The sequence below is a fragment of the Promicromonospora soli genome (assembly GCF_014653785.1).
Classification (GTDB): Bacteria; Actinomycetota; Actinomycetes; order Actinomycetales; family Cellulomonadaceae; genus Promicromonospora; species Promicromonospora soli.
On the sequence record NZ_BNAS01000002.1, the window covers coordinates 908,891 to 932,116 of the forward strand.

Consider the following 23,226-nt stretch of genomic DNA (forward strand, 5'->3'; position numbering starts at 1 on the left):
CATCGTATGGAAGGTGCCCTGAGCCGAGCCGGGGGTCAGTCCAGGTAGTCCTTCACCAGCTGCTCGGCGAGCCCCGTGTACGTGGCGGGGGTCAGGTCCGCGAGGCGAGCGGCGACGTCGTCGGGCAGGCCGAGGCCTGCCACGAACTCGCGCATGCGCGCGCCGTCCACACGCTGGCCGCGGGTGAGGTCCTTGAGGCGCTCGTACGGGTTCTCCATGCCGGGAACGCCCGCGACGGAGGCCGCGCGCATGGCGGACTGGACGGGCTCGCCCAGCACCTCCCAGTTGGCGTCGAGGTCCTCGCGCAGCAGGGTCTCGTTGACGGCGAGCCGGTCCAGGCCGCGCGCCACGTTGTCGATGGCGAGCAGGCTGTGCCCGAACGCCGGGCCGATGTTCCGCTGCGTCGTCGAGTCCGTGAGGTCGCGCTGCAGGCGGCTCGTCACCAGCGTCGCCGAGAGCGTGTCCAGGAGCGAGCACGAGATCTCGAGGTTGGCCTCGGCGTTCTCGAACCGGATCGGGTTCACCTTGTGCGGCATCGTGGACGAGCCGGTGGCACCCTCCACCGGGATCTGCGTGAAGAACCCGAGCGAGATGTAGGTCCACACGTCGGTCGCGAGGTTGTGCAGGATCCGGTTGAAGCGCGCGACGTCGGCATAGACCTCGGCCTGCCAGTCGTGCGACTCGATCTGCGTGGTCAGCGGGTTCCAGTCCAGGCCGAGGCCCTCGACGAACGCCTGCGACACCGCCGGCCAGTCGGCTGACGGGACGGCGACGGTGTGCGCGCCGTAGGTGCCGGTGGCGCCGTTCAGCTTGCCGAGGAACTCGGCGCCCTCTACCCGACGCAGCTGACGGCGCAGGCGGTGCGCCAGGACCGCGAGCTCCTTGCCGAGGGTCGTCGGCGTCGCCGGCTGGCCGTGCGTGCGGCTGAGCAGGGGCGCCGCGGCGTGCTCGCGCGCCATGCCGGCGAGCTGGTCGACGACGGCGGTCGCGGCCGGGAGCCACACGTCACGGACGGCGCCCCGCACCATCAGCGCGTACGACAGGTTGTTGATGTCCTCGCTGGTGCAGGCGAAGTGCACCAGCTCGCTCGCGGCGGGGAGGCTGGTCGTCCCGAGCACCTCGGGCGCGGCGGAGATGCGGCGCTTGATGAAGTACTCGACGGCCTTGACGTCGTGCACGGTCTCGCGCTCGATCTCGGCCAGCTCGGCGATCTCGTCCGCGCCGAACGTCGCGGGGATCGCTCGAAGGTAGTCGATCTCCTGCGGCGACAGCGTCGGAGCGCCGGGGACCACCGGTGCTTCGATGCCGGGCGCGCCGTTGCACAGCGTGATGAGCCATTCCACCTCGACGTGGATGCGCTCGCGGTTCAGCGCGGCCTCGCTCAGGTGGTCCACGAGCGGGGCGACGGCCTTGCGGTACCGGCCGTCCAGCGGTCCGAGCGCGATGGCCGGGCTCACCTCCGCGAACGCGACGCGGGTGACGGGGCTGGCAGGGGCGGTGGTCTCAGGCACGTGCTCCATTCTCCCACGCGAGTCGCGTGAAGCCTGCTGCGGGGCCTAGCGGCGAGATTCGTCGATGGGCCCTGCAGACCCTCCCGACGGCGTTCCGCGGGTGCGAGCCCGACCACCGGCTGCCTTCTCGACGACCTGTGCACAGGCGACCGTCCCTGGCCGACGGCGGCGTCCGGCTCGCCCCTAGCGTCGTGGTCGACGAGGGACCGGACCGACGGACACGGCCGGACGAGCAGTGAGGGAGCGTCGATGAACGACATGTATGCGCCGCCCGCGCGCGGAGCAGGGGACCCGACGGTGGCGTTCGCGGCCGCGGTGGAGCTCTTGATGCGGGGGATCGACCAGCTGCGGGCTGCCGTCGAGGTGGACTGGGAGGCACCCGCGGCGCAGCTGTACCGGGAGGAGGTCGCCGGGGTGGCGCTCGCCGTCGCGCGTGACCTGTTCCTCCTGAAGGAGGCCATGCGGCGGGCGGACGCCCTCCACGCGGCGGGCGGGCCGGGATGACGCCGTTCGTGACGCCGCCGGAGGGTCCGCGCGCGCCGTCGGACACCGTCACGGTTTTCGGGGGAGCGGGTGCCACCGCCGTCGAGTCGGACTCGGTGCGCCGCGCGGCCGCGCGGGTGGCGGGCGCCGCCGACGACCTGCGGGCCGCCGCCGCGCAGTGCTTGGCGGCGAGCGGCGACGTCGTCCTGCCCGGTTCGGCCTGGCGGCCCGAAGGCAGCACCGCCTGGGCCACTGCCGCGCTCGCACCAGCAGCGCGGGCGCTCGAGGAAGCCGCACAGGACGCGGCGCGGTGCCTCGGCGCGCGCGCCGACCTGTGCGATCTGCTGGGCTGGCGCCTGCTGCGGGCGGCCGGCCTGTACGAGGAGGCGGAGTCGACGGCGGAGCGGGCGGTCGGTGCCCTGGTCACCGCCGGGACGTTCGGTACCGGGGCGGCGGTCGGCAGCCTGGGCTGGGCGGGCCTCGCGGGCGTCGGCGTCGTGGGAGCTGCGGAGGTGGCCGGGCGCCTGGCCGGGGGAATGCTCACCGGTGGCGTCTCCTCGGCGATCACCGGCTGGGCCCTGACCGAGGCGACGCGCGGCCTCGCCCCGTTCTCGGATGAGGCGTTCGCCGGCCTGGGGAGCGGCGTCGCGCTGTCCCAGCCCGCACTCGCTCAGGGCCGCCCGGATGTCTCAGGTGGGGCCGGCGTGCTCGCGCACGTGGCCCGCGAGGTGCCGTTGCTCGGGAACGGCGACCGGGGGATCAAGGTCACGCGGCTCGGTCCCGGGGACTTCGCGGACGGCGCGGTGCCGGCCTGGTCCGACACCGGAGCCGGGTCCGTGCAGGAGGCACTGGCACGGGTCGACGATCTCTACCCGGGCAAGGGCGGCGCACCGGCGGCCACGGTCGCCGTCCAGAAGGTGACGGGCGCCGACGGCACCGTGTCGTGGACTGTGCTGGTGCCCGGAACCCAGTCGGCGCTGCCCGCGGACCACCCCTGGGACGGCCGCACCGACCTCGAGCTGGTCGCGGGCCAGGCCGACGGCGCGACAGCGGCTATCGAGCAGGTGCTGGCGGACTGCGGCGTCGGACCCGACGAGCCCGTCACCCTCGTCGGGCACAGCCTGGGCGGGATCGCGGCCGCCGCCCTCGTGTCGCGCGCGGGCTTCGCGGAGCGCTACCGGGTGGGCGGGCTGGTCACCGCCGGGTCGCCGACGGGACTGGTGCCCACGCCGCCGGGGGTGCCGGTGCTGCACCTCGAGACCCCGGAGGAGCTGGTGGCAAGCACCGACGGCCGCTCCGCCGCAGAGAATCCGCGTACCCGCGACCGGGTGACCGTCGTCCGGTCGCTGCGGGGCTCGACCGAGGCGGGCGACCGGGCGGCGTCGGGCAACGTGTCCCTGGCGCACGCGGTCACCACGCACGTCCGCACGCTGGACCTGGCTATCGGGTCCGCCGACCCGCGCGTGACCGACGTGGCCGACAGGATCGGCGCCCGACTGGACGGAAAAGTCGCGAGCACCGTGTACTACCGGGCCGAACGGGCCGGCCCGTGACCCGGCTCAGCGGGTGGCTGCCGCTCAGCCCGTGATCCGGCTCAGTCCGAGACCCTGTTGGGCAACAACGCCAGCAGGACGATCTGCACTACCGAGATCACGATAGCCGCCAGCACGTACCACCAGAAGCCGCCGGTCACCTCGAGGCCCCAGCTGGTGGTGTCGGAGAACCAGGACTGGTTCGTGATGAGCGTGGTGATCCACAGCATGAGCGCATTGACCAGCACCGACACCAGGCCGAGCGTGAGGATGTAGAGCGGCAGCGAGATGAGCTGGACTATCGGCTTCACGATCAGGTGGACCAGGCCGTAGACGATCGCGATGACCACCGTGGCGAGGATCGTGCCAAGCACGGTGTCGTTGCTGACGATGTCCATGTGAGAGCCGAGGATCAGGGCCGACAGCCAGATTGCGAGTGCGGAGATGAGGATGCGCGCCACGAGCTTCATCTCGTCATCGTGGCATGCTGACCCTCGTGGAAGAAGCATTCGTACCGCTCCGCCAGGCCGTGTCGGCACTCCCCGCCTACGTTCCCGGCGCGCGCGCCGGTGCGGGTGCCCCGATGTGGAAGCTGTCGTCGAACGAGAACCCGTACTCCCCGCTGCCGTCGGTCCTCGCCGCTATCACGCGGGCCGCCGCCGAGGTGAACCGGTACCCCGACATGTACGCCGAAGAGCTCGTCGGGGCGCTCGCGGCGCACAGCGGGGTGGCCGTCGAGAACGTAGTGGTCGGCAACGGTTCCGTCGCGCTGCTGTCGCACGTCCTGAACGCGGTCGTGGAGCACGGGGACGAGATCGTGTTCCCGTGGCGCTCGTTCGAGGCCTACCCCATCGCGGCCGCGGTGTCCGGCGGCAACGCCGTGACCGTGCCGCTCGAGGAGGGCACGGGCCGCCTCGACCTGCCCGCGATGGCGGCCGCGATCACGCCGCGCACGCGCGTGGTGCTCGTCTGCTCGCCCAACAACCCGACCGGCCCCGCAGTGCACGCGGGCGAGCTGGAGACGTTCCTGGCGGCAGTGCCGAAGGACGTCCTGGTGGTGCTGGACGAGGCGTACCTCGAGTTCGTGCGTGACCCGGAAGCACCGGACGGCATCGACGTGTTCAGGCGAAACCCGAACGTGATGCTGCTGCGCACCCTCTCCAAGGCGCACGGGCTGGCAGGGCTCCGCGTCGGCTACGCGATCGCCGAGCCGCGCCTCGCCGCCGGGATCCGCGCCGTGTCCACGCCGTTCGGCGTCTCGCACGTCGCGCAGGCCGCCGCCCTGGCGTCGCTGGAGCCGGCGACGCAGAGCCAGCTCATGGCCCAGGTCGAGGCACTGGTCGGCGAGCGCACCCGCGTCGTCGAGGGTTTGCGCGGCCAGGGCTGGGTGCTTGCGGAGACGCAGGCGAACTTCGTGTGGTTCGACCTGGGCGAGCAGACGCTGGAGCGCGCCGCCGAGGCGAAGGCGGCCGGCGTGCTGGTGCGCCCGTTCGCCGGTCACGGCATCCGCGTGAGCATCGGCGACCCCGAGGCGAACGACGCGTTCCTGAAGGTCGCGGCGTCCTGGCGCTGACCGGCCCTGGCCCGGAACGGACCAGGCGACGGGCCGCCGGTCAGCGCTCCAGGCAGCGCGCGATGTGTGCCCGGGTCGCCGCGGCGGCCCGGGCGTTGCACCACCGCGCCGCCGTTGGTGGAATCCGACAAACGGTCCCGCGAGAGATTGGGTGACATCGCGGCAGACCTACCTACGGAGCCGTAGCCTACGCTTGCGTAGGCTACGAGAGCGTAGGTTGCGGATCGGCCAAATTTGCGGCTGGACCCGTGCCAGGATGGAAAGGTCCCCGGAACGGGCCGGGCGTCTCCGCAACAGCGGGCGCCTCGCGTCCGCAGTTGAAGGAGGAGAGAGTGACTACCACCAACGGCTCCAACGAGGCGATCCCGACGTTGCAGCTACTCGATCCCCAAGGGAACCGCGCCACGACGCGCGGTACCAAGGGTTATCGCGACCGCGCCGCTGCCCTGACCCCGGAAGACCTCCGTGGCATGTATCGCGACATGGTCCTGACTCGCCGCTTCGACGAAGAGGCGACGTCGCTCCAGCGGCAGGGTGAGCTTGCCCTGTACGCGCCCTCTCGTGGCCAGGAGGCCGCGCAGGTCGGCAGCGCCTACGCGCTGCGGCCGCAGGACTTCGTCTTCCCGTCGTACCGGGAGCACGGCGTGCTGCAGGTCCGCGGCGTGGACCCTGTCGACCGGCTGCGGTTCTTCCGCGGATCGGACCACGGCGGGTGGGACCCGAACGAGCACAACGCGGGCGTCTACTCCGTGGTCATCGGTGCGCACACCCTGCACGCCACCGGCTACGCCATGGGCGTCCAGCGGGACGGCACCCCGCACGACAAGCGGGACGGCACCGCCGTGATCGCGTACTTCGGCGACGGTGCCACCTCGCAGGGCGACGTCAACGAGGCGATGGTGTTCGCCGCGGTGAACAACGCGCCAGTCGTGTTCTTCCTGCAGAACAACCAGTGGGCCATCTCCGAGCCCACCATCAGGCAGACGAAGATCCCGCTCTACCAGCGGGGCGCGGCGTTCGGCCTGCCCAGCCTTCGGGTCGACGGCAACGACGTGCTCGCCGTGTACGCCGCGACCCAGGAGGCGCTCGAGCGCGCCCGGATGGGCGAGGGCCCGAGCTTCATCGAGGCGTACACGTACCGGATGGGCGCCCACACGACGTCGGACGACCCGACCCGCTACCGCACCTCCGAGCAGGAGGAGGAGTGGCGAGGTCGCGATCCGATCGATCGCCTCGCCGCCTACCTGCGCGCCGAGGGCGAGCTCGACGAGGCCTTCGAGGCACAGGTCAAGGCAGCGGGGGACGAGATCGGCGCCCACCTGCGCACCGGCGTCCGTGCGCTCGACGGCGGCGCGCCCGTCTCGACGTTCGACCATGTCTACGCCACCCCGCACGGCGTGGTCTCCGCCGAACGGGCCTGGTACGAGGCATACGAGGCCGGTGACCCGCCGGCCCAGCAGTACGCGATCGCGGAGACGACCCAGGGAGGCGCACGATGACAACCATGGCGGAGCGTACGCACACGACGTCCGGCAGCGCCCCGGAAGCGGCGTCGAGCACCAAGACCCTCACGCTCGGCAAGGCGGTCAACGAAGGCCTGCGTGCCGCGATGCGGCACGACGACAAGGTCATGCTCATGGGCGAGGACATCGGCCCGCTGGGCGGCGTCTTCCGCGTGACCGACGGCCTGCAGGCGGAGTTCGGCGAGCAGCGGGTGGTGGACACGCCGCTGGCGGAGTCCGGCATCGTCGGCACCGCGATCGGCCTGGCGATGCGCGGCTACCGGCCGGTCTGCGAGATCCAGTTCGACGGGTTCGTCTTCCCGGCGTTCAACCAGATCACCACGCAGCTCGCGAAGATGCACAACCGCACCCGCGGCGCGGTATCGGTGCCCGTCGTGATCCGCATCCCGTACGGCGGCGGTATCGGCGCGGTCGAGCACCACAGCGAGAGCCCGGAGGCGCTGTTCGCGCACACCGCCGGTCTTCGCGTGGTGTCGCCCAGCAGCCCGCAGGACGCGTACACGATGATCCAGGAGGCCATCGCCTGCCCGGACCCCGTGGTGTTCTTCGAGCCCAAGGGCCGCTACTGGACCAAGGGGCCGGTCGACCTGGACGCGCCCGTCGGGTCGGCCACGCTCAACTCGGCCCACGTGGTCCGGGCCGGCACCGACGTCACGCTCGTCGCGTACGGCCCCTCCGTCGAGACCGCGGTCAAGACCGCCGACGCGCTCGCGGCCGAGGGCCGCTCCGCCGAGGTGCTCGACCTGCGCGCCGTCTCGCCGATCGACACCGCCGCCGTCGTGGCGAGCGTCCGCAAGACCGGGCGTTGCATAGTCATCCACGAGGCGCCGGTGTTCTTCGGGGCCGGCGCCGAGATCGCGGCCCGGGTCACCGAGGAGTGCTTCTACGCGCTCGAGGCGCCCGTGCTCCGTGTGGGCGGCTTCCACACCCCGTACCCGGTCGCGAAGCACGAACGCGAGTATCTGCCGAGCGTGGACCGTGTGCTCGACGCCGTCGACCGTGCCTTCGCGCACTGACCCAGGAGTGAACCGAGAGTGAGCTCGAACAAGCAGAGGTTCCCGCTCCCCGACGTCGGAGAGGGCCTCACCGAGGCCGAGATCGTCGAGTGGCGGGTCGCCGTGGGCGACGCCGTCGAGGTGAACCAGACGATCGTCGAGATCGAGACGGCGAAGTCGCTGGTCGACCTCCCGTCGCCCTGGACAGGGACAGTGTCAGCGCTGCTCGTGGAGTCGGGCACCACCGTCGACGTCGGCACCCCGATCATCGAGATCGAGGTGCCCGGCGTCGGCGGTGCCCCCGCCGGGCCGACCTCGAACGGCGCCGTCTCGGAAGCGGGTGACGGTTCCAGCGGTGTCGCCCCGCCCGATGGTGCTCAGGACGAGGGCTCCGGGTCGGTGCTCGTCGGCTACGGCACTGCCGAGGCGACTGCGAGCGGACGGCGCCGGCGCCACCAGGCGGTTCCGGCCGCGTCGGCGCCTCCGGCCGCGCCGATCGCTACCAGGGCGCCCGAGGCGCCTGCCCCGGTGGCGGCTCCCGCACGGCCTGCGCCCGCCCCCGCGGCTCCGCCGTCGGACACCGGGACCACGACGGCCGTGCGAGCGCGTGTGCTCGCGAAGCCGCCGGTCCGCAAGCTGGCCAAGGACCTGGGGGTGGACCTGGCGGGCGTGCACGCGTCGGGCCCGGGCGGCATCGTGACGCGCGAGGACGTGGTCTCCCACGCCGAGCGCTCGTCGGTGCAGACGCTGACGAACTACGCGGACGACGAGCCGTGGCTCGCCTCGGGCGCGGTCTCGCCGGACGGCCGCCAGACGCGTGTCCCGGTGAAGTCGGTGCGCAAGCGCACCGCTGAGGCCGTGGTGGCCAGTGCCTTCACAGCTCCGCACGTGACCGTGTTCCGCACGGTGGACGTCACCAAGACGATGAAGCTGGTGGCGACGCTCAAGGAGGACCGCGACTTCGCGGACGTCCGCGTGACGCCGCTGCTGCTCGCGGCCAAGGCGGTGCTGCTCGCGGTGAAGCGGCACCCGCAGATCAACGCCTCCTGGGACGACCCGGCGCAGGAGATCGTCTACAAGCACTACGTGAACCTGGGGATCGCCGCGGCGACGCCGCGTGGGCTCGTGGTGCCGAACATCAAGGACGCGCACACGCTCGACCTGCTCGGACTCGCGAAGGCGATCGCCGGGCTGACGGCGACCGCGCGGGCCGGGCGTACCTCGCCCACCGACATGTCGAACGGCACGATCACGATCACGAACGTGGGCGTCTTCGGCATCGACACGGGCACGCCCATCCTCAACCCGGGGGAGGCCGGGATCCTCGCCTTCGGCGCCATCAGCAAGAAGCCCTGGGTGCACAAGGGCAAGGTGAAGCCGCGGTGGGTCACGCAGCTCGGCTTCAGCTTCGACCACCGGCTGGCCGACGGCGAGCTGGGGTCACGGTTCCTGTCCGACGTCGCGCGTGTGCTCGAGGAGCCGGCGCACGGGCTGGTGTGGAGCTGACTCGTCAGACCCCCGCACGACGTGTCAGACCCCCAGGTCACCGAGTGACCTGGGGGTCTGACGCATAGAACGACCGGGGCAGTGCGCCGGTCCGGATCGGTCTGGGAGATCCGCGGTGTGGACCTGCGCACTGCTCCGGCATCTCACGGCGGCTGGACTCGGCCGCCGTGCCTCGGGCAACGTCTGGTGGTCACGTGGCTGTCAGGCCACGCGCATGCCCCCGATCGACCGCGGCCGTCCACGACGACGCTTGCGGCTCCGTACGGTGCCGTCCACGACGATCTCGCCGCCCCAGACACCCCATGGCTCGCGGCGGGCGAGCGCGCCCGCCAGACACTGCGCCTTGAGCGGGCAGACGGCGCACGCGCGCTTCGCTTCTTCAAGGTCCGCAGGATGTTCCGCGAACCAGAGCTCGGGCTGTTCCGAGCACGGCACGGAGTCGTCGGTCTCGGTGATGATGTTCGCGAGGTCCACACTGGTCACAACGCAGAAGAGGGCTAAAGGGTTGGGTTTGGTGCACAATCTGGCCGAACTTTTCCTGAACATCGTCGGAATGCCAGGTTTCGGGCGCCTCGCGGCGTGGTCAGCCGCACATCTGCGTACGGTCAGGACCGCAGCGCAGCGCGCCTAGGCTTGACGCGTGACGACCAGCAGAACTGCCCGGACGAGCACTGCGAGCGGCCCCGCGAGCCCCTCCTGGCTCGTCGCGGCGCTGCCCGCCGCGGCTCTGGTGGCGCTGGCCGCCCTCTTCGCGGCGGGCGCGTTCTCCGGTGCGTTCACCGCGTTCGCCAGCTTCACGGACCCGGGCGTCGTCGTGCGCTGGGGCATGCCCGTCGCGACGGTGACCACCGAGCTGGCCCTCGCGGTGACCATGGGCTCGCTCGCGCTGGCGGCCTGCGTCCTGCCGCGCGGGCCGCTGGTGGACCGGGCCCTCGGGGTCGCGGGCGTCTCCGCCGGGGTGTGGACCCTGGCGGCGCTGGTGCAGCTCGTACTGCGCTTCTCGTGGTCCACTTACCTGCCCCTGGACGCGCCGACGTTCGGGCCGGCGCTGATGGAGTACGTCTCGACCATCGCCGTCGGCCGCACGTACCTGGCGATAGTGATCGTGGCCGCTCTGACGGCGGCCGTCGCGCTGCTGGTGCGCGGCCCGGTGGGCGCCCTGTGCACCATCGCGCTGCCGCTCGTCGCGCTCGGCATGCAGTCCTCGACCGGCCACGCAGCCGGCGCCTCCAGCCACGACCTCGCGGTCTCCGCCCTGTTCCTGCACCTCGGCGGCGCGGCCCTCTGGATCGGCGGGCTGGGCGCCATCGTCCTCGTCGGCCTGCGGTACGCCGCGACCGCCGACGTGATCCGGCGGTACTCCGGGATCGCCCTCTGGTGCTTCGCAGCGGTAGCGGTCTCCGGCCTGGTCAGCGCATGGATCCGGATCGGCTCGCTCGACGGGCTGAGCACCGACTACGGGATCCTGCTGGTGGCGAAGGCAGCGCTGCTGGTAGTCCTCGGCAGCCTGGGCTGGCTGCACCGCAGCACGGTCGTCGCCCGCCTCTCCGCCGGCACCGCCACGAGGAACGAGGCGGTGGGGCTGTTCTGGCGGCTCGCCGCGGTGGAGATCGGGGTGATGGGTGCGGTGTCGGGCGTTGCGGTCGCCCTGGGCTCCACGGCACCCCCCGTGCCTGACGAAGCGATCGCCGACGCCACTCCCGCCGAGATCGTCACCGGCCACCCGCTGCCGCCCGAACCCACCGTGCTGCGCTGGCTCACCGAGTTCCAGTGGGACGTCATAGTCGCCTTCGCGTGCGCGGCCGCCGTCATCGTGTACGTCCGATGGGCGCTGCGCCTGCGGCGTCGGGGGGACGCCTGGCCCGTGGGCCGCACCATCTCCTGGTGCCTCGGCATCCTGGTCCTCTTCTGGGCCACGAGCGGCGGGGCGGCCGCCTACGGGCACGTCCTGTTCAGCGCGCACATGGTGCAGCACATGGTCCTGGCGATGGTCGTGCCGCTGTTCCTCGTGCTGGCCGCGCCGGTCACGCTGCTCGCGCGAGCGGTCCCGGCGCGCAAGGACGACTCGCGCGGCCCCCGCGAGTGGGTCCTGCTGCTGGTCCACTCCGCCCTGGGCCGGTTCATGGCGAACCCGGTCGTGGCCGCCGTCCTGTTCGCGGGCGGGATGGTCGTCTTCTACTTCACGCCCCTGTTCGAGCTGGCGCTGACCACTTACGCGGGCCACCTGTGGATGATCGCCCACTTCACGCTCGTGGGATACCTCTTCGCGAACGCGCTGGTCGGCGTCGACCCCGGGCCGTCCCGCCCCGGGTACCCGCTGCGGCTCGTGCTGCTGTTCGCCACGATGGCGTTCCACGCGTTCTTCGGCGTCACGCTGACCTCGGGCACCGCGCTGCTCGTGCCCGACTGGTTCGGGCTCATGGGCCGCCCGTGGGGCCCTAGCGCCATCGAGGACCAGCAGAAGGGCGGCGCAGTCGCCTGGGGCATCGGCGAGCTGCCGACCCTGCTGCTCGCCATCGGCGTCGCGATCTCCTGGACGCGGTCCGACGAGCGCGAGGCCAGGCGGAGCGACCGCAAGGCGGAGCGCGACGGCGACGCCGAGCTCGAGGCGTACAACAAGATGCTGGCCGAAAAGGCGGACCAGGCGGCAAAACGCGGCGAGGGCTGACGGGCCCCTGGTTGTGGGCGGGATCATTGCGCCTAAAACGGTCTCGTAGCCGTAAAAATCGCGCCCACAACCCGGGGCGCACGTGATAGACGTGTCGCGTGAGCGAATCTCCGCAGACCCCGTTCCACGACCTCGACCACTACGTCGCCATCCCGCGCCTCACCGGCCTCACGGCCAGCCATGACGGCACCCGCCTCGTCGCAGGAGTCCAGACGCTCGACGGCGAGCGCACCGGGTACCGCACCGCCCTCTGGGAGGTCGACCCGGCGGGTGAGGCGCCCGCCCGGCGGCTGACCCGGTCCGCGAAGGGCGAGTCGTCGGCCGTCTTCACGCGGTCCGGCGACCTCCTGTTCACCTCCGCCCGGCCCGACCCGGACGGCAAGGAGGGCGACGACCCCAAGTCCGCCCTCTGGCTCCTGCCGGCGGGCGGCGGCGAGGCCCGCGTGATCGCGGCCCCGCCGGGCGGCGCCTCGGGCGCGCTCACGGCGCGCGACGCCGACACGGTCAGCGTCGCCGCCGCCCTCCTGCCCTCCGCGAAGGACATGCCCCAGGACGCCGAGCTGCGCAAGGCCCGCAAGGACCAGAAGGTCTCCGCGATCCTGCACACCGGGTACCCGGTGCGGTACTGGGACCACGACCTCGGCCCCGACCAGGAGCGACGTTTCGTGGGCGACCTCGCGGCGCTCGCGGACGAGCCGGCGTCGCCGCTGCCCGGGGCCACCGGCGAAACGCCGGACGAGACGCCGGACGAGACGCCGGGTCAGCACCTCGGCCTGCGCGACCTCACCGGCGCCGGCCGGCACCTGCTGAACCACTCCGCCGACCTGTCGGCGGACGGCACGACGCTCGTCACCAGCTGGAGCGTGAACGACGGGGCGGCGGTCCGCAGCACCCTCGTCGCGTTCGACACGGCGACGGGCGAGCGCCGCACGCTCGTGGACGACCCGGACGGCGACGCCGAAGGGCCGCGCATCTCGCCGGACGGCGCCTGGGTCGCCTACGTGACCGAGTCGATCTCGTCGCCGACCGAGGCGCCGGTGATCCGCCTCGCCCTGGTGCCGACCGACGGCTCCGCTGAGCCGGTGGTGCTCGCTGACGACTGGGACCGCTGGCCCGGCCGCCCCACCTGGCTCCCCGACGGCAGCGGCCTGCTGGTCCAGGCCGACGACGACGGCCGCGGCCCGGTCTTCCTGCTCACGTTCTCGGGGGCACTCCCGGGCAGTGACGTGGCCGTCGAGAAGCTGACCAGCGACGACGCCGTCTTCTCGGACCTCTCTGTCACGTCCGACGGCGCAACCCTGTTCGCGCTGCGCACCTCCTACCTGGCTCCGGCCGAGCCGGTGCGCATCGACCTGGCGGCGTTCCTCGCCTCCGGCGCCGCGGGGGAGCGGACGCCGGTCGCGGCGACCGTCCTTCGTTCGCCGGTGCCCGCCCCGGAGCTGCCGGGCACGCTCACCGAGATCGAGACCACCGCCGAGGACGGCACGCGCGTGCGCGCCTGGCTCGCGCTGCCGCACTCGGTGGCGGCCCTACGGCAGTCTCAGGACCCGTCTGTCGAGTCCCAGACGCGGGCCCCGCTCCTGCTGTGGATCCATGGCGGCCCGCTCGGCTCCTGGAACGCCTGGAGCTGGCGCTGGAACCCGTGGCTGATGGTCGCCCAGGGCTACGCCGTGCTGCTGCCGGACCCGGGACTGTCGACCGGGTACGGCCAGGAGTTCATCCAGCGCGGCTGGGGCAGCTGGGGCAAGCTGCCGTTCACCGACCTGATGGCGATCACAGATGCGGCCGAGGCGCTGCCCGAGATCGACGAGACCCGCACGGCCGCGATGGGCGGCTCGTTCGGCGGATACATGGCGAACTGGGTGGCCGGCCACACAGACCGGTTCAAGGCCGTCGTCACGCATGCAAGCCTGTGGGCGCTGGACCAGTTCGGCCCGACCACGGACGCCGGGTACTACTGGGCGCGCGAGATGACGCCCGAGGCGGCCCTGGAGAACAGCCCGCACCTGGCCGTCGGCGACATCCGCACCCCGATGCTCGTGATCCACGGGGACAAGGACTATCGCGTCCCGATCGGCGAGGGCCTGCGTCTCTGGTACGAGCTGCTGACGAAGTCGGGCCTCCCGGCGTCCGACGACGGCGAGACGGTGCACCGGTTCCTGTACTTTCCGGACGAGAACCACTGGGTGCTCACACCGCAGAACGCCAAGGTCTGGTACCAGGTGGTATCGGCGTTCCTCGCGGAGCAGGTGCTGGGCGAGACGCCGGAGCTGCCGACGACCCTCGGCTGACGGACGGTGCTCCGCGGCGATCTTCGCCGTGGTGGAGGCCGAGGTAGAGCGGTCGGACGGCCGCTCTACCTCGGCGTGGCGCGCTCAGCCGGCGCGGACCGCGCCCACGACCCGCACGCGCACTGCGACGTCGTCGATCTCCTCAGGGATCTTGTCCACGAGGCGGGGGTCCGTCACGTTCACCTGCAGCACCCAGCTTCCGCCAGGTCCAGCTACGTGCGCCACCAAGACTTCCTCGGCGAGCACTTCGACGGGCGATCCGCCGGACGTGTCGGGTCCCGCGTGCTTTCGTGCTGGGTACTCGCGTGGTGGCTGTCCGAGTGACGTCGTGAACTCAGGGGCGACGCCAACCCCGATCACACCGTCGAGCCCGGTCACTTTTTGCCGTAATGCGGCTTTTGCCGACCGAGCCTCGTCGAGTGTTGCCATCCAGATCACCTCCTGGTCATCCATTGTGTCCCCCGTGTCTACCCCCTTCCACCGCGTTCGGAGGGGTCGCAGGTCGCTTCTGGGGGCCTCGGGTACCGCCGCAGGTCAGCCGGGTTGCGACGTGCGCCGCGCCGCGAGAACACGCCCATGGTCCAGACCGCCGAAGGCGACACGCCCGGCACTCGAAACGCTGGTGCGCATACCGAACGTCGCCCCGGTGGGCGCGAAAGTCGTCCAGGTGGAAGCGAATGTCACCCGAACGGATGCGTCGGTTCCCTGGCCAGCTCTACCCCCAGGATATCCAGTACCTGGTCGATCGGGTTGGCGTACGTGAGCCCCTTCCCGCTGCGCCCGCCGGACTCGGAGCCGGCGAACAGGAGACCCAGCGCCACGCCGTCCTCCCGGTAGACGAGCGCACCGGAGTCGCCGCCGCGGGAGAACGGGCCGTCGTCGAGGCTCTCGATCTCGATCTGGTCGTCGAAGTTGAGCGCGCCCAGATCCTCGTAGCCCACTATGACGTCGTCCAGCTCGATGGCCGTGACCCGCCCGCGCGTGATCGCCGTCGTGCGGCCCACCTTGCCGACGACCTCACCGCCGAGGGCCCGGGCGGTCTTCACCACGCGTCCCACGGGGTACTCGAAGTCCACCGGGACCCGGTCGAGCCGGGCGATGGCGGCGTCGGTGAAGGACGGCTCGACAGTGTCCAGGTCCACCACCTGCGTGAGCTCGCCGATCCGGTCTCCGGGCGCCAGGCCGCCGTCGGCGGGGCCGGGCTGGAGGACGATGTCGCCCGGCCGTGCCTCCGGGGACCCGGCCAGAACGTGATAGTTCGAGAGCGCATACAGGTGGCCGTCGCGGTCCACGGGGCTCGCGCGGGTCACGAAGGCACCAAGGGTGCCGGCCGTGACGCCCACATGGCCGATGGAGATTCCGGGCCGCAGCGGCCTGCGCCGGTCCGTATCGCCGTCGGCCTGCGACGTCGGCGCGGGCGGTCGCGGGCCGAGCTCGCTCACGGGGCGGATGCGACCGGTGCGGCGGATGTCGGCGTCGGGCCCGATCTCGGCCGAGACCTTGCGCACTATCGAGCGGGCCCGGGGGATCCCGAGCCGGTAGCGGACGGCGATGCCGAAACCACCCTCGGCCTGGGGCACCAGACCGAGCGCGAGTGTGGGGGCGCGCACGACGTCGGCGGCGTGGGCCATCGTCTGCGCACCCACCGACCGCGGCGTTGCCACGACTCCGTGCTTCTCGGCTAGCTCTCGGGCGAAGGCTGCGAGCTGCTCCTTCATCTTCCTGGCCTCGTCGCGGTCCATGCCCTGATCCTCTCCTCACCCACCAACACGACACGGCACACAAGGTGGCGACACGCCGATCTGTCAGTAAAAGTCATCCGATAGATGGATATCGCCGCGTCAGGTTTGCGCGGTACGTTCCTCTGCTACACCCAACCATGGTCGGGTGAAAGCCAGGAAGACCCGAGGTGTCACAAAACATCCTCGTATTCCTCCTAAATCGTTGGCGGCGCCCGCACTGGGCATCGAAGGACACGAAACGGCGAGAATTGATCGGGACGATGGATGAGACGCGGAGCGCGCGGGTGACTCGCGCCGACGTGCGCGCGGCCCTCATGTGGGCCCTCGAGCTGGACCGCGTTGCTCTGCTCGCGCACCGTGCGGCCGTGCACTCCAGCAAGAGCGACCTCACGCGTCGCCGGGCCGACAAGGCCCTGGTCGAGCAGTGGCGTGCTCGCAGGCCGGACGGCGGCACATCGGCCGGGGAGTGACAAGTTCCCGCGGGCAGCAGCGGGCCGTCTACGGCCGCCAGGCGTCGCCGCGAAGAAGGCCGCGTCCAGCCCTGAGGCAGGCGCCGTGAGGTCAGCGACCCCGCTGGCGTGACTCGTTCAGGAGGCCGAGCTCGTGGGCGCGAGCGAGCGCGGCGGCGCGCTTGGAGACGCCGAGCTTCTTGTAGAGGCTGCGGACCTGGCTGCGCACGGTGGTAGGAGCGACGCCGAAGGCGGTAGCGGCCTGCTCGGCGGTCTTTCCGCTGTCCAGGGCCTCAAGGACTGCGTGCTCGCGGCGGGTCAGCCGGACGATCGGGCCCGTGCTCGGCGGGTTCGTGCGGATGGAGACGCGGGTGCGCCTCAGGGGATTGGGCACGCCGGCCAGCCGCGCGAGCTGCTCCAGGTCCTCGCTCGGCGCGGACAGGAAGGGCCTGATGAGCGCCGGGCTGGACCGCAGCCGGACGGCGGTCTCGAAGGTGTGTGCGGCTCGGTCGTGGTTGCCCTCGCGCAGGTGCGCGATCGCCAGGACGAGATGGAGGCTGACCGTGTCCGGCCCGGGGAGGCGTGCCCGGTTGAGTGTCTTCGCCGCGACGCGGATCGCCTGCAGATGGTGTCCGGCGAGCAGGTAGACCCATGCGGCATGGTGCTCGAGGTAGTCCTCGCCGGGGTTCTCTTGTGCGAGGGTGAGGACGCGGTGCCCTGCTTGGGCCCGCAGCAGCAGCTTGGCCTCGGCGTGGAGGGTGAGCCGGTCGGCGATCGACCGACCGCTCGTCGGCGCGTGTGCACTGTGGGCAAAGCGCGCCTCCTGTAGCCGCTGCAGTCCCTGGTGAGGATCGCCGAAGTGGGCGTCGTGGCTGGCGTGCGCGAAGGCGGCGAACGGCCACAGCTCGATGGCCTGTGTAGCGGGTCCCACCGTGACCAGGTGGTACGACGCCCTCTCGGCGTCACCCTCTTCGATGGCGATCTTCGCTCGAGCGATCTTGGCGCCGACGTAGGTCAGGTGCTCGATCCAGTCGGGGACGTCGCCCATCTGGTCGAGCGTCTGGAGCCACCGCCGGGCGAGGTCGAGGTGGCCCTGGAAGGCGGCGAGCATTGCCAGGTTCGCCACCGCGTTGGCTCCCTCGTAGTGCACGGCCGGTGCCCGGCCGACCTCGGCATGAGCACGCGTGTAGTGGTCGACAGCGCTGCCGAGGTTCCCGGCGAGCATCGCGGTGACGCCGCGCTGGCCGGACAGCCAGCCAGGTCTCGCGGCGGTGCCCGTGCTGCCCCACGACAGCATGTGGTTGCCCACCCGTAGTGCGAGCTGCTGGTCGACCCAGGACCCCAGTCGTTCGGATTCTTCGAAGGCGCCACGTATCCGGGCCGAGATGACCGCGAGGGTCCCCGCGGACAGGAGGTCGCTCGGGTCTTGGTACGAGGAGAGCCGACTGGCGAAGCGCCGCCCATAGATGGCGAAGTGGTGGCCAACCTTGCGCAGCTCGGTATCGCCCGTGGTGAAGTGCTGCTGACCGTGAGCGAGCAGGGTCGCGTGCAGAAGGCGGGGTCGCCGGTCGAACTCGTGTGGGCCGAGGCTGCTCGTCGCGCTGATGATCTCGGGAGCAAAGCGGGTCGGCAGGTCGTACCACATCCGGTCGAACAGGTCCTCGAGGTCATCAAGCTTCCCGGAGCGCAGGGCTTGCCGGATGTCCCCACTGCGCGGGGTTCGCTGGTCACCGAGTGAGGTCACTTTGTGAGCGTGCACTCGGAAGTCCTTCTTCGCCTGAGCGCGAAGAGTTTTTTCGGAGGGGGTGAAAAACTCGCCAAATTGAGGAAGGAGTTGATGAACTTTCACGATCCACTCGGCGCCCCTGGCCCCCGACCGGTTCTAGTCAAGACACATGCGCACCGGTGTGCATGAAGCAGAAGGGGGACATCATGCGAACCGGTTTTCCGGACAGAACAGGCGCAAACGGCGCCGGCGGCAGGCGACCGCAGCGAGGCGGCTCGGCCCGACACGGACACAGCCGTCCGGGAACCGGGACGGTGAGGCGTGTCGTCGCGGGTGCGCTCGCGTTCGCGTTGGGGGGCACCGGGCTTGCCGCGGCGGCGGCGGTTCCCGCGGCTGCCGACACGGCGTACGAGGTCACGGGGCAGTGGGAGGCGGGTACGCCGGACACGGCGGGCCGTGGCGACGTGGTCAACGCGGTATGGCGGGTCAACGTCAACGACGACGCTCCGGCCAACGACCCCGTGAACGACGTGACCTTCACTGTCACGCTGGAGCACGGGCTGTTCAAGGAGCTCCCCGACGTCTGCCAGACCACTGACGTGGACCCTGCGTCCGTCATCTCCGACGACGACGCGACGCTGACCTGCAACCTGGGCACGGTCCAGCCCGGCGCCGAGGTCGTGGTCCGGACCCCGGTGATCGCTGATGGGGAGACGGGCGTCGAGATCACCGCTGTGGGCGAGATCGACGGGGAGCAGGCGCAGCTGTCCCCGATCGCGGTCGTGGTGGCTGAGGAGGAGACCTCCGAGGACGCGTCACCGAGTGCGCCGAAGCCGTCCGAGTCCGCGGAGCCGGAGCCGAGCGACGCGCCAGAGTCCGAGGAGCTGCCGGCCCAGAAGTCAGAAGTGTCGGAGAGCGCGGAGGATCCGGAGCCCGCCGCACCCGAGGCAGAAGGCCCGATCACGCCGCTGTCGACGAACCCGACCGACACGTTGATCCGGGTCTCTCAGACCTTCTCCGCGTATGTCGGCCCGGGGGAGAACCTGGACATCGCATTTGAGAAGGTGTTCGACGATGTCGACGGAGTCGATGCCGTCATCACGGTGCGTGGTCCCGACGGCTCCGAGGTGGACTGCACGGTCACCGACGCCGAGCCCGCTGGGTCCGGCTGCGACTGGGCGAACCTGACGTCCGGGACGCCCGGCGTCTGGGAGATCGATTTCGCCACCGCGGGTGGTGCGTCGGCAGATGACCAGTACGCGTGGGACATCACGGTCCAGACCGCTGTCAGCGTCGACGTGCCCGGCCGGGTGTGGTCCGAACACTATTGGATGACCCAGCAGGGCACAGATTCCAGCGCTGATATCGGGTTCTGGTACCTGAGCGAGCAGGGCTTCCTCTATGACGTCGAGTACGACGATTACCACGGCATCGACTCGCTCTTCACCGCCAACGCCACCGGCAACGCGCTGGACGGCACCTGTGTCTCGGCCTACGAGAGCTACGACCTTATTGGACCGTTCGCCGACCCGGAGTTCTACACGCCGACCGATGAGTGTGGACCGCCATTCCGGATCTTCTTCGAGGAGCCGGACTCCTCGATGCCGGCGACCGCCACCACGCCGGACGGCACCACCTGGCTGAATCCAGAGCTCACGCTGCCGAGCCTGGAAAACCTCGACTTCGCCCAGGACCCGGTCTCGGACATCCGGGAGGGCGAGTTCACCGTCGACAGCACGAACTTCGTCGGCAACGCGTCGCTGCAGATCGACGCCAACAACGACGGCGACTACGACGACCCGGTGGACCGGACGATTCCGTTCGGCGTCACGGCCGATGGCAATCAGACCATCCCGTTCGACGGGATCGACGGGCAGGGCAACCCGATCTCTCTGCTCGACGAGATCGGTGCCAGGGTGCTGATCGACCGGGTGGGTGAGATCCACTTCACCAACTTTGACGTTGAGCGGCGAGCCGGCGGCGTCTTGGTGGAGGCGCTTACCGGGCCCGCGGCCGGCACGCCCGACGCGACCACGATCTACTGGAACGACACCAACCTGCTGACCGCGGATCGCGACTGTCTGACCCCTGAGCTCGACGGCGTGGCTGGCGTCGACAGCTCCGGTGGTGTGCACGACTGGGACTGTGAGCCGTTCGCGAGCAACGCCAACGACGGCGTGAACGGATCGTGGGGCGACCAGCGCTGGATCGACGACTGGACGTTCCACCAGGTCGAGCTGCAGGACGAGATGGCGATCGATGAGCCCCATGACTTCGGTGACGCGCCGGACAGCTACGGCACCACGATCGGCGCGGATGGGGCCTTCCACGGGCTGTACGACGGGCTCACGCTGGGTACCGAGCTCGACGACGAGTCTGACGGGCAGCCGTCGGGTGACGCGACAGCTGATGGTGGCGATGAGGATGGTGTGGCTGGGCCGGTCTACGTCGCGGTCGGTGTCGACAGCACCATCGAGGTGACGGCCACCAACGAAACCGACGACCCGGCCACGCTGGCGGGTTGGGTCGATCTCGACAACAGCGGCACGTTCGAGCCGGGTGAGCTGGTGACCGTGCCGGTGCCGGCGAACTCGGGGACGGCGGCGTATTCGTTGTCGTTCCCGGGCGGTGCGACGGCCACGGGCGACGCGTTCGCGCGGTTCCGGCTCTACGCGGGCACTCCCGGCCAGATCGGAGAGATCCTGCCCACCGGCCCCGCCGCCTCGGGTGAGGTCGAGGACTACCTGGTGCAGCTGTACTCCGACGAGGTCGTCAAGGAGCCGGTCGGCGTTCCGTTTGCGAACGCGGACGGCACCCACACCGTGGAGTTCAGCATCACGGTGACCCGGGAGGGCACCGGTCCGGACTACGACCTCAGCGACGTGTTCACGGTCGGCGACTCGATCACACTGAACGAGGTGACCTCGGCCAACACTGAACCCGGCGGCATCACGACGCTGGACAACTGGGACGATGCGTCGAGCACTCTGGAGATCGTGGCGGACGAGCCGATCGCGGACGGTGTGACGCATGAGTATCTGGTGACGGTGAACGCGACGATCGACGGCGAGGCGATGAGCTTCGACGCTTCCGACTGCTCGTTGACCGGCGGCGAGTCGGGCACCGGATTCCTCAACACCGCCGAGCTGGTGTCGGGCGGCAACGTGGCCGAGGACGATGCGTGTGTCGAGGCGACCGTTCCGCAGATCGAGAAGACGGTGTCCTCCGAGCCCACGCCTATGGGCGGTGGGGAGTACGAGGTGGTCTACCAGATCGACGTCACCAACCCGCACGCCGGCGCCACCGAGTATGACCTCGACGACGACCTGATGTACGGCGACGCGGTCACGGTGGTCGGTACGCCGACCGCCGAAGCGATCACCGGCGGACTGAGCTCGCTCGAGAACGACTGGGACGCCTCGACGGAGACGTTGCTGATCCAGACCGACGAGCCGATCGACGCCGCCGCGGACGCGGACTCCCCGACGGTGCACTCCTACCTGGTGACCGTGCGGTTCACGGTCGACCTCGACGAGGTCACGGTCGAGAACAGCGACTGCACGCTGACCGACGGCGAGTCGGGGACCGGTCTGCTGAACTCGTCCAGCATCGAGGTGGACGAGCAGACCTCCACGGACCAGGCGTGTCCCTCGATCCCGTTGATCGGCGTGTCCAAGACGGTTTCGGACGGTCCGGTCGCGAACGGTGACGGCACCTGGACGATCACCTATGACGTGGTGGCGACGAACACCGGTGACGCTGACGGGGTGTACACGGCCACGGACATGATGACCGCAGACGGCGACCTCGTCGTCGAGTCGGGCACGATCGTGTCCGCTCCGGACGGGGTCACGGTGTCGGAGGACTGGACCGGTCTGGGTACCGATCAGAGCGACGCCGAGAACGTGATCGCGGCGGATGTGGTTCTGCCGGCCGGGGGCACCCACACCTATCAGGTGGAGGTCGTCGTCTCCGTCGATGACGCCGATGGTGTTCCGATCCTCACCGACTGCTCGGAGCTGGGTGAGGACGGTCCCGGTGGGCTGTCCAACATCGCCGAGGTCGAGCACAACGAGCTGACCGACGACGCCGAGGCGTGCGTCATGATCGCGTTCATCACGGTCGACAAGACGGTGAGCTCGGGTCCGACCCCGAACGGGGACGGGACCTGGACGGTGCTCTACGACATCGTCGCGGAGAACATCGGCGGGGCTGCTGGTGAGTACGAGCTGGCCGACCGCCTGCTCTTTGGTGAGGGCGTCGTGGTCGAGTCGGCCGACGTCGTGACCACCCCGGACGGGGTGGCCGACCCGGCCGGGTGGACAGGTCAGGGCGCTGACCTCGCCGCGGCGGAGAACCAGGTCGCTACCGGCGTCACGCTCGACGCGGGCGGGGAGCACACCTACCAGGTGCAGGTCGTGGTCTCGCTCGACAGGGCGACTGTCACGCCGGACACCCTGATCTGCCCCGAGCCCGGTTCGGGCGATTCCGGTGGGCTGGCGAACTCGACGGAGCTCACGCACAACGGTGAGGTCCAGGACGACGACGCGTGCGCCACCCTGCCGCTGATCGACATCACCAAGGAGGTTGTTGGTGACCCGGTCGCGGGCGAGGACGGTACGTGGACGGTGACCTACGAGATCACCGCGGTCAACGACGGCGCGGCCGAGGGTGTGTACACCCTGACCGACCGTCTGCGGTTCGGCGCCGGCATCACGGTCGACGAGGCCACGGTGACGGACACGCCCAGTGGCGTCACGGCACTCACGTCGTGGACGGGTCAGGGGGCGGTGCAGGCTTCGCCGGCGAATGTTGTTGCCGACGGCGTCACCCTGGGGGCCGGCCAGACCCACACCTACCGGGTGCAGGTCCTGGCCACGGTGAACGAGTCTGGGACGAACCTGTCCGCGTTCACCTGCCCCGAGCCCGGGTTCGGTGAGCCGGGCGGGTTCGCCAACGTTGCCGGCATCGATCTCAACGACCTGACCGACTCCGCCGACGCCTGTGCAACCCCGCTGGCGGACACGTCCCCGCCCGGGGATACGGCCCCGCCGCTGGCGCCAACCGGCGCTGACGTCGGCTGGCTGGTCGCGGGTACAGCACTCCTGCTGCTCCTCGGCGCAGCCGCAATGATCGTCGCCCGTCAGCGACGCTCCACCGACTGACGTCCGACAGCGAAGGGCCCTGCCCACGACCGGTCATCCGGTCGTGGGCAGGGCCTTCTGCA

16 protein-coding genes are annotated in these 23,226 nt (G+C 70.7%); 10 read left to right on the forward strand and 6 right to left on the reverse strand.

The genetic code is table 11. The annotated features are described in order from the left end of the window. Positions 1 to 35: 35 nt before the first annotated feature. A complete protein-coding gene (gene purB, locus IE250_RS09830) occupies positions 36 to 1,520 on the reverse strand; it encodes an adenylosuccinate lyase (RefSeq protein WP_189669057.1) in 1,485 nt (494 codons plus the stop codon). A gap of 240 nt (positions 1,521 to 1,760) precedes the next feature. Here purB and IE250_RS09835 point away from each other — a divergent pair, with 240 nt between their 5' ends. Beyond that, a complete protein-coding gene (locus tag IE250_RS09835) occupies positions 1,761 to 2,015 on the forward strand; it encodes a hypothetical protein (RefSeq protein ID WP_189669058.1) in 255 nt (84 codons plus the stop codon). Further along, complete coding sequence (locus IE250_RS09840; RefSeq protein ID WP_189669059.1) at positions 2,012 to 3,547, forward strand: hypothetical protein; 1,536 nt, start codon at positions 2,012 to 2,014, stop codon at positions 3,545 to 3,547. The genes IE250_RS09835 and IE250_RS09840 overlap by 4 nt, the downstream gene beginning before the upstream one ends. 41 nt (positions 3,548 to 3,588) lie before the next feature. Here IE250_RS09840 and IE250_RS09845 read toward each other — a convergent pair whose 3' ends face one another. Next, positions 3,589 to 3,996, reverse strand: coding sequence for a phage holin family protein (locus IE250_RS09845; RefSeq protein WP_189669060.1), 408 nt, complete (start codon positions 3,994 to 3,996; stop codon positions 3,589 to 3,591). A gap of 14 nt (positions 3,997 to 4,010) precedes the next feature. Here IE250_RS09845 and hisC point away from each other — a divergent pair, with 14 nt between their 5' ends. The 4 genes from hisC (at position 4,011) to IE250_RS09865 (ending at position 9,123) form a co-directional block, all read left to right on the forward strand. Then, positions 4,011 to 5,099: a histidinol-phosphate transaminase gene (gene hisC, locus IE250_RS09850; RefSeq protein WP_189669061.1), complete on the forward strand. Its 1,089-nt coding sequence runs from the start codon at positions 4,011 to 4,013 to the stop codon at positions 5,097 to 5,099. 332 nt (positions 5,100 to 5,431) lie between these two features. Continuing rightward, positions 5,432 to 6,598, forward strand: a complete 1,167-nt coding sequence (gene pdhA, locus IE250_RS09855; RefSeq protein ID WP_189669062.1) for a pyruvate dehydrogenase (acetyl-transferring) E1 component subunit alpha — start codon at positions 5,432 to 5,434, stop codon at positions 6,596 to 6,598. A gap of 5 nt (positions 6,599 to 6,603) precedes the next feature. Further along, positions 6,604 to 7,638 (forward strand): alpha-ketoacid dehydrogenase subunit beta, encoded by a 1,035-nt coding sequence (locus IE250_RS09860; RefSeq protein ID WP_189669063.1) that lies wholly within the window; start codon positions 6,604 to 6,606, stop codon positions 7,636 to 7,638. An 18-nt stretch (positions 7,639 to 7,656) separates the two neighbouring features. Beyond that, entirely contained in the window at positions 7,657 to 9,123 is a 1,467-nt protein-coding gene (locus IE250_RS09865) for a dihydrolipoamide acetyltransferase family protein (RefSeq protein ID WP_189669064.1), read from the forward strand. 201 nt (positions 9,124 to 9,324) lie between these two features. On the opposite strand, the gene IE250_RS09870 is transcribed toward IE250_RS09865, so the two are convergent. Continuing rightward, the gene (locus IE250_RS09870; RefSeq protein ID WP_308434123.1) at positions 9,325 to 9,606 is read right to left on the reverse strand and encodes a WhiB family transcriptional regulator; all 282 of its coding nucleotides are present in this window, start codon (positions 9,604 to 9,606) and stop codon (positions 9,325 to 9,327) included. Between the two features lie 157 nt (positions 9,607 to 9,763). Between IE250_RS09870 and IE250_RS09875 the strand changes: the two genes are divergently transcribed. Together IE250_RS09875 and IE250_RS09880 are read left to right on the forward strand one after the other, a co-directional pair. After that, positions 9,764 to 11,791: a bifunctional copper resistance protein CopD/cytochrome c oxidase assembly protein gene (locus IE250_RS09875; protein WP_189669065.1), complete on the forward strand. Its 2,028-nt coding sequence runs from the start codon at positions 9,764 to 9,766 to the stop codon at positions 11,789 to 11,791. Positions 11,792 to 11,889: 98 nt separating this feature from the next. Beyond that, positions 11,890 to 14,082 carry a prolyl oligopeptidase family serine peptidase gene (locus IE250_RS09880; protein ID WP_189669066.1) on the forward strand — a complete coding sequence of 731 codons (2,193 nt, stop codon included), beginning with the start codon at positions 11,890 to 11,892 and terminating at the stop codon, positions 14,080 to 14,082. Between the two features lie 84 nt (positions 14,083 to 14,166). On the opposite strand, the gene IE250_RS09885 is transcribed toward IE250_RS09880, so the two are convergent. Both IE250_RS09885 and IE250_RS09890 read right to left on the reverse strand, forming a co-directional pair. Continuing rightward, entirely contained in the window at positions 14,167 to 14,307 is a 141-nt protein-coding gene (locus IE250_RS09885; protein ID WP_189669067.1) for a hypothetical protein, read from the reverse strand. A gap of 455 nt (positions 14,308 to 14,762) precedes the next feature. Continuing rightward, positions 14,763 to 15,824 (reverse strand): chymotrypsin family serine protease, encoded by a 1,062-nt coding sequence (locus tag IE250_RS09890; RefSeq protein WP_189669068.1) that lies wholly within the window; start codon positions 15,822 to 15,824, stop codon positions 14,763 to 14,765. A 284-nt stretch (positions 15,825 to 16,108) separates the two neighbouring features. Between IE250_RS09890 and IE250_RS09895 the strand changes: the two genes are divergently transcribed. Further along, on the forward strand, positions 16,109 to 16,294 hold the full coding sequence (locus IE250_RS09895) for a hypothetical protein (RefSeq protein ID WP_189669069.1): 186 nt from the start codon (positions 16,109 to 16,111) through the stop codon (positions 16,292 to 16,294). A gap of 91 nt (positions 16,295 to 16,385) precedes the next feature. On the opposite strand, the gene IE250_RS09900 is transcribed toward IE250_RS09895, so the two are convergent. Further along, entirely contained in the window at positions 16,386 to 18,017 is a 1,632-nt protein-coding gene (locus tag IE250_RS09900) for a LuxR family transcriptional regulator (protein ID WP_189669070.1), read from the reverse strand. Between the two features lie 296 nt (positions 18,018 to 18,313). On the opposite strand from IE250_RS09900, the gene IE250_RS09905 reads away from it, so the two are divergent. Next, positions 18,314 to 23,164: a GEVED domain-containing protein gene (locus IE250_RS09905; protein ID WP_189669071.1), complete on the forward strand. Its 4,851-nt coding sequence runs from the start codon at positions 18,314 to 18,316 to the stop codon at positions 23,162 to 23,164. The last annotated feature ends 62 nt before the right edge of the window (positions 23,165 to 23,226 follow it).